The 5960-nt window shown below is 68.3% G+C and carries 3 protein-coding genes; all 3 read right to left on the bottom strand.

Annotation, left to right across the window (positions count from 1 at the left end; translation table 11 throughout):
* Positions 1 to 50 precede the first annotated feature (50 nt).
* Positions 51 to 1703, bottom strand: a complete 1653-nt coding sequence (locus ACWGIU_RS27050; RefSeq protein ID WP_453709985.1) for a peptide ABC transporter substrate-binding protein — start codon at positions 1701 to 1703, stop codon at positions 51 to 53.
* A gap of 470 nt (positions 1704 to 2173) precedes the next feature.
* On the bottom strand, positions 2174 to 4078 hold the full coding sequence (gene typA, locus ACWGIU_RS27045) for a translational GTPase TypA (RefSeq protein WP_453709983.1): 1905 nt from the start codon (positions 4076 to 4078) through the stop codon (positions 2174 to 2176).
* Between the two features lie 344 nt (positions 4079 to 4422).
* The coding region (locus ACWGIU_RS27040) for an ABC transporter substrate-binding protein (protein WP_453709981.1) at positions 4423 to 5960 on the bottom strand (1538 nt) is incomplete at its 5' end.

Genomic DNA, 5960 nt, shown 5'->3' with positions numbered 1-5960 from the left:
CCCGGGGGCCGCGGCACGTTCGCTCCTGACGGATATACCGTCCGAACCGATTACTTCTTGAGCGAGATCTTCTCGAGGATCGGGTCCTCGTTGAAGTTGATGTCGTCCAGACCGTTGAACTTGTCCGTCGCCATCAGGCGGAACTGGGAACGGTTGAAGGTCGGGATGAGGGCCATGTCGTCCATGGCCATCTTCTCGGCCTGCTTGTACATCGCCAGTCGCGCGGCCTCGTCCTTGGTGGCGCGGGCCGTGTCGATCAGCTTGTCGAACTCGGGGTTGTTGTAACGGACGCGGTTGTCACCGACCACGTTGCCCTCGGCGTCCTTGTTCATCGAGGTCGAGTGCAGCAGCGGGAACAGGAAGTTCTCCGGGGTCGGGTAGTCCGCGCCCCAGGCGAAGCGGTAGATGCCGGCGGCGCCGACGCCCTGCTGCTCCTTGAGCATGCCCGGGAAGTCCTTGCCGTCCAGCTTGACCTTGACGCCGAGGACGTCCTCGAGCTGCTTCGCGATGGCCTGGACCCACTCTTCGTGGCCCGCACCGGTGTTGAAGCTGAACTTGATCTCGGTACCCGGCTTCAGGCCGCCCTTCTCGGCGTGCTCCTTGGCCTTGGCGACGTCCTGCTTGACGCAGGAGACGCACAGGTCCTTCTGGTACGCCTTCGGGAACGCCGGCGGGACGATGGTGGTCGACGGGGTCTGGAAGCCCTGGAAGACACCCTTGGCGATGGCCTGACGGTCGATCGCGTAGGAGATCGCCAGACGGGCGTCCTTGTTGTTCGTCGGACCGTTGTCACCGATCGGCAGAACGAAGTTCATGCCGCTGGTGTCCTTGGCGAACCACTTGTTCTGCGGCTTGAACTTCGCCTCGGCCGTCTTCAGCATCGGCGTCGGGATGTGCGCGTAGTCGAAGGTGCCGGCCTGGAAGCCGTCGTACTCGAGCTGCTGCGCGGTCTTGTCGTTGAGGAGGGTGACCTGGACCTTGCCCAGGGACGCCTTCTCCAGCCCGTAGGTGTCGTTACGGACGAGGTTGATCGCCTTGTTGTGCTCCCACGTGCCGTCCATCTTGAACGGACCGTTACCGATGGGGGCCTCGCCGAACGCCTTGTCCTCTTCGCCGACCTTGGCGACCTTCGGAACCGGGCTGTAGGCGTTGTGCGCCGTCTTCAGGACGAACTCGCAGTCCGCCTTGGACAGGTCCACCTTGATGGTGGACGCGTCCGGGGTGGTGACACCGCTGAAGGTCTTGGCGGAGCCGTCCTGCAGCTGCTCGTAACCCTTGATGCCGGCGAAGTGGTACGCCACGTCGGACGCGGCGGCCTTGTGCGCGGCACGGGCCCAACCACGGGCGAACGCCTCGGCGTCGACGACCTCGCCGTTGGAGAACTTGGTGTCGGGCTTGATCTTGAAGGTCCAGGACGTGCAGCTGTCGTCCGACGTCGCCGACTCGGCGAGCGCGGGCTCGGCAAGGCCGTCCGGCGTGTTGCCGTACAGGCCGGTGAACAGGGCGTTGGCAAGCAGGACGCCCGTGGACTCGTGGGCACGCCCCGGGTCGATGGTGTCCGGCTCCGTGCTTCCGAGCCTGAACACACCGCCGTCGGCGCTGCCCTTGTCCTTGCTGTCACCGTCACCGCCGCCACAGGCGGTAGCGGCCAGGGCGACGAGAACCGCGCCCACGACCCACTTGGCGCTCTTGGCACCGCGCATGGGTTTCCTCCTCATGAGTCCACTGATCGACTTGAGGGGCAAAAAAACCTCGCCGACACCCCTGACGGCGAGCAATTTTCCTGCCCATAGTGTGCTCGTGAGTCGGCGCGCTCCCCACAGCGCGTGACCCATTGACCCGAGCTCAATGGAGCCATCCTCAGGGACGGTCAGGCCGTAAACCACACTTAAGTGGTCTCGTTTTCACAACATCGATCCGCGTCAGAAACCCGAAATCCGGACAAACGGATAGGAGACAGACACGTGCGAAACGGACGGTTAGCTCATCTTCCGGAGTGTCACGGTCGGTATGCGGACACCTGAACGCAAAAATCCGCTTGACAAAAGCGAACAGCCCCTCCCTTCACGGACTCCGTGAAGGGAGGGGCTGCCGCATTACCAGGGCCTGCGGCCGCTGTGACCGCCGTGGCCGCCGCCCGAGCAAACTCGGGCGAACGGCCGTACGACTGTTGTTACTTGCCCGACTTGGCGCGCGAGGCGGTGCGCGAGCGGTCCTTCTGGTCCAGGACGACCTTGCGGATACGGACGGCCTCCGGGGTCACCTCGACGCACTCGTCGTCGCGGCAGAACTCCAGGGACTGCTCCAGGGAGAGCCTGCGCGGGGGCACCACGTTCTCCGTGTTGTCCGCGGAAGCCGCACGCATGTTGGTGAGCTTCTTCTCCTTGGTGATGTTCACGTCCATGTCGTCGGAGCGCGAGTTCTCACCGACGATCATGCCCTCGTACACCTCGGTGCCGGGCTCGGTGAACAGGACGCCGCGCTCCTGCAGGTTGATCATCGCGAACGGCGTCACGGAGCCGGCGCGGTCGGCGACCAGGGAACCGTTGTTACGGGTCACCAGCGGGCCGAACCACGGCTCGTGGCCCTCGTGGATCGAGTGGGCGATACCCGTACCGCGGGTGTTCGTCAGGAACTCCGTGCGGAAGCCGATGAGGCCGCGCGACGGGACGACGAACTCCATGCGGACCCAGCCGGAGCCGTGGTTCGACATGTTGTCCATGCGGCCCTTGCGGACGCCCATGAGCTGCGTGACCGCGCCCATGTGCTCCTCGGGGACGTCGACCGTCATGCGCTCGACCGGCTCGTGCACCTTGCCGTCGATCTCCTGCGTGACCACCTGGGGCTTGCCGATGGTCAGCTCGAAGCCCTCACGGCGCATCTGCTCGACCAGGATGGCGAGCGCGAGCTCACCACGGCCCTGGACCTCCCAGGCGTCCGGGCGCTCGGTCTCCAGGACGCGGAGCGAGACGTTACCGACCAGCTCGCGGTCCAGACGGTCCTTGACCTGGCGGGCGGTGACCTTGCGGTCCTTGACCGCGGACTTGGCGTCCGCGCCCTTGCCGCTGCCGCCGCGGCCGACCATCGGGGAGGTGTTCGTACCGATGGTCATGGAGATCGCCGGCTCGTCGACCGAGATCAGCGGAAGCGCGATCGGGTTCTCCGGGTCGGCCAGGGTCTCACCGATCATGATGTCGGGGAAACCGGCGACCGCGCAGATGTCACCCGGGCCGGCCACCTCGGCCGGCTTGCGGGTGAGCGCCTCGGTCATCATCAGCTCGGTGATGCGGACGTTCGACATGGTGCCGTCGCGCTTGATCCACGTGACGGTCTGGCCCTTGCGCAGCTCGCCCTGCTCGACACGGACCAGGGCGATACGGCCGAGGAAGTTGTCGGCGTCCAGGTTGGTGACGTGGGCCTGGAGGGGGGCCTCCTCGTCGTACACCGGGGCGGGGACGTGCTCCAGGATGGTGGAGAAGAACGGCTCCAGGCTGTCGCTGTCCGCGGGGACGGTGCCGTCCTCGGGCTTGGTCAGCGAGGCGACGCCGTCACGGCCGCAGGCGTAGACGATCGGGAACTCGATCTGCTCCTCGGTGGCGTCCAGGTCCAGGAAGAGGTCGTACGTGTCGTTGACGACCTCGTCGATCCGGGAGTCCGGGCGGTCCGTCTTGTTGATGCAGAGGATGACCGGCATGTTCGCCTGCAGGGCCTTGCGCAGGACGAAGCGGGTCTGGGGCAGCGGACCCTCGGAGGCGTCCACCAGCAGAACGACGGCGTCCACCATCGACAGACCGCGCTCGACCTCACCACCGAAGTCGGCGTGGCCGGGGGTGTCGATGATGTTGATCGTGATCGGGGCCCCGCCGTCCTTGGGGTGATACTTCACCGCCGTGTTCTTGGCGAGGATCGTGATGCCCTTCTCACGCTCCAGGTCGTTCGAGTCCATCATGCGGTCGTCGAGGTGCTGGTGGGCGGCGAAGGCACCGGCCTGCTTGAGCATGGCATCGACGATGGTCGTCTTGCCATGGTCGACGTGGGCGACGATGGCGACGTTACGGATGTCGTGGCGCGTGGGCACTTCGGCGCTTCTCCCGGGATCGTGGATGGCGTCGCGTACGGTCCGGCACGCGCGCCTCGGCCGGGCGAAAACCTGCCACGGCCTTACCCCATGGTACGTCGAATGGCGGGAACCGCCTGCCGGGGGGTCTGTCAAGAGGCCGGATGTATGAGTGCGGCCGAGGGTTGCGTGGGGTGCCCCGACCGCCGTTCCTGCCGGTATTCACGCGGGTCAACGGGTATCCACGACCTTGCCCGCCGGGGGATCCGGCGGGCAAGGGACTTGAGTCACATCTGAGCTTGTGACCCTGCGGTCAACCGGACAGGCACCGCTTTGTCACCACTTCTTCTCCACCGCTACTTCTTCTAGTCCTTCGCTGCGGGTGCCTTCTTCCAGCCGATGTCCTGGTAGCGCGGAGCCCCGAGGCCGAAGGCGCCGACGTTGACGAGGCCCGGCTTGACCGCCACCAGCTCGGGGCGCTGGAAGAGGGGGATGGAGCCGGCCGCGGCCCAGATCCGGGCGTCCGCCTTGCGCATCAGCTCACGGGACTGCTCCTCGTCCAGCTCGCCGACCGCCTGGTCGAAGAGCTGGTCGATGTGGTCGGTGCCGACCCGGGTGTAGTTCTGTTCGACGAGGAGCGAGCCGTCGGCGGCCGGCTCCGGCTTGGCGAAGATGGGCCGGGCGTCGGTGGCGGGGTAGGCCGTCGCGGGCCAGGAGTACAGGGCAAGGTCGTACTGCCCGGAGGCGATGTGGTCCTTGAAGAAGCTGTCGTCGGCCACCTTGATCGTCTCGGTGTTCACGCCGACCTTGCGGAGCATCCTTGCGATCCGCTCGCCGACCGTGCGCAGGGACTCCGAGCCGGGACCCGCCGGGAGGACGAATCGCAGCGAGAGCGCCTTCCCGTCCTTGGCGAGCATGCCGCCGGAGGTGCGGGCGGGCTGCTTCGCGGGTGCCGGGGCCGGGGAGGCCTTTGCGGGGTCGGCCTCGTCGCCGTCGCGGGCCGGGACGCCCTTGGCGTCGTCGGTGGCGTCGTCGGCGGCGTCGTCGGTGGCGTCGTCGGTGGCGTCCTCCCGGGCGGCCCGGGCGACCTGGGCCGCCTGGGCGAGCAGGGACGCCTGCTGCCGGGCGCCGAAGGGGGCGGGGGCGAGCACCGGGGACGGCCCGTCCTGGGCGCCCTCCGGGGCCGCGTCGGTCCTCGTGCGGTCCTCGGTCGCCGACCGCGGGTCGCCGTTGGCGCCGTCGTCCTGGCCCACGATGTAGAGCCCGTCGTTACCGGTGCCGGGGCCCGACGGGGTCTTCGGGTCGTCCTGCTGCGCGCTCTCCGGGCCGGCCTTGGCGCCCGCCGGCTCGGTGATCTTGCCGCCCTTGCGCCAGCCCGCGTCCGCGAGCAGGGCCTGCGCCGCTTGGGTGTCCTGGCCGCCGAGAGCGTCGCTGTTGTCGGCGTACGCCCGCTGCCCGGCCAGGGCCAGGTGGCTGCCGACCGGCTGCGCGGGCAGGCCGAGCGGCTTCAGTACGGCCTCGGCCAGCGCCTGGCGGTCCAGGGCCCGGGCCACCGCCCGGCGCACCCGCTCGTCCGCCAGCGGGCCGGATGCCCCGTTCATCGCGAGCTGGGTGTAGGCCGGCTCCAGGGACTTCCGCACGGTGAAGGCCTTCAGGGCCGTCTGCTCCTGCGCGTACCGCTTGACCGAGTCGAGGTGCTTCTGGCGGCTCTCCGTCTCCGCCGCGGCCTTCTCCTCGTCCGCCCCGAAGGCGGTCGCCCACGACAGCGTGGCCTGCGCCGGGGTCAGCGCGGCCCCCGGGCCGTGGGCCGGCGCGCCGCCGGCGCCCGGTCCGTTCTTGCCGGCCGCGTCCCGGCGGGCCAGTGCGATCCGGTCGGCCCCGGCCCGGTCGACCTCCGCCAGAT

Source organism: Streptomyces sp. NPDC054840, assembly GCF_053611065.1.
Note: the sequence above shows the minus strand (reverse complement) of the source record. Positions and strands in the feature narration are given on the sequence as shown.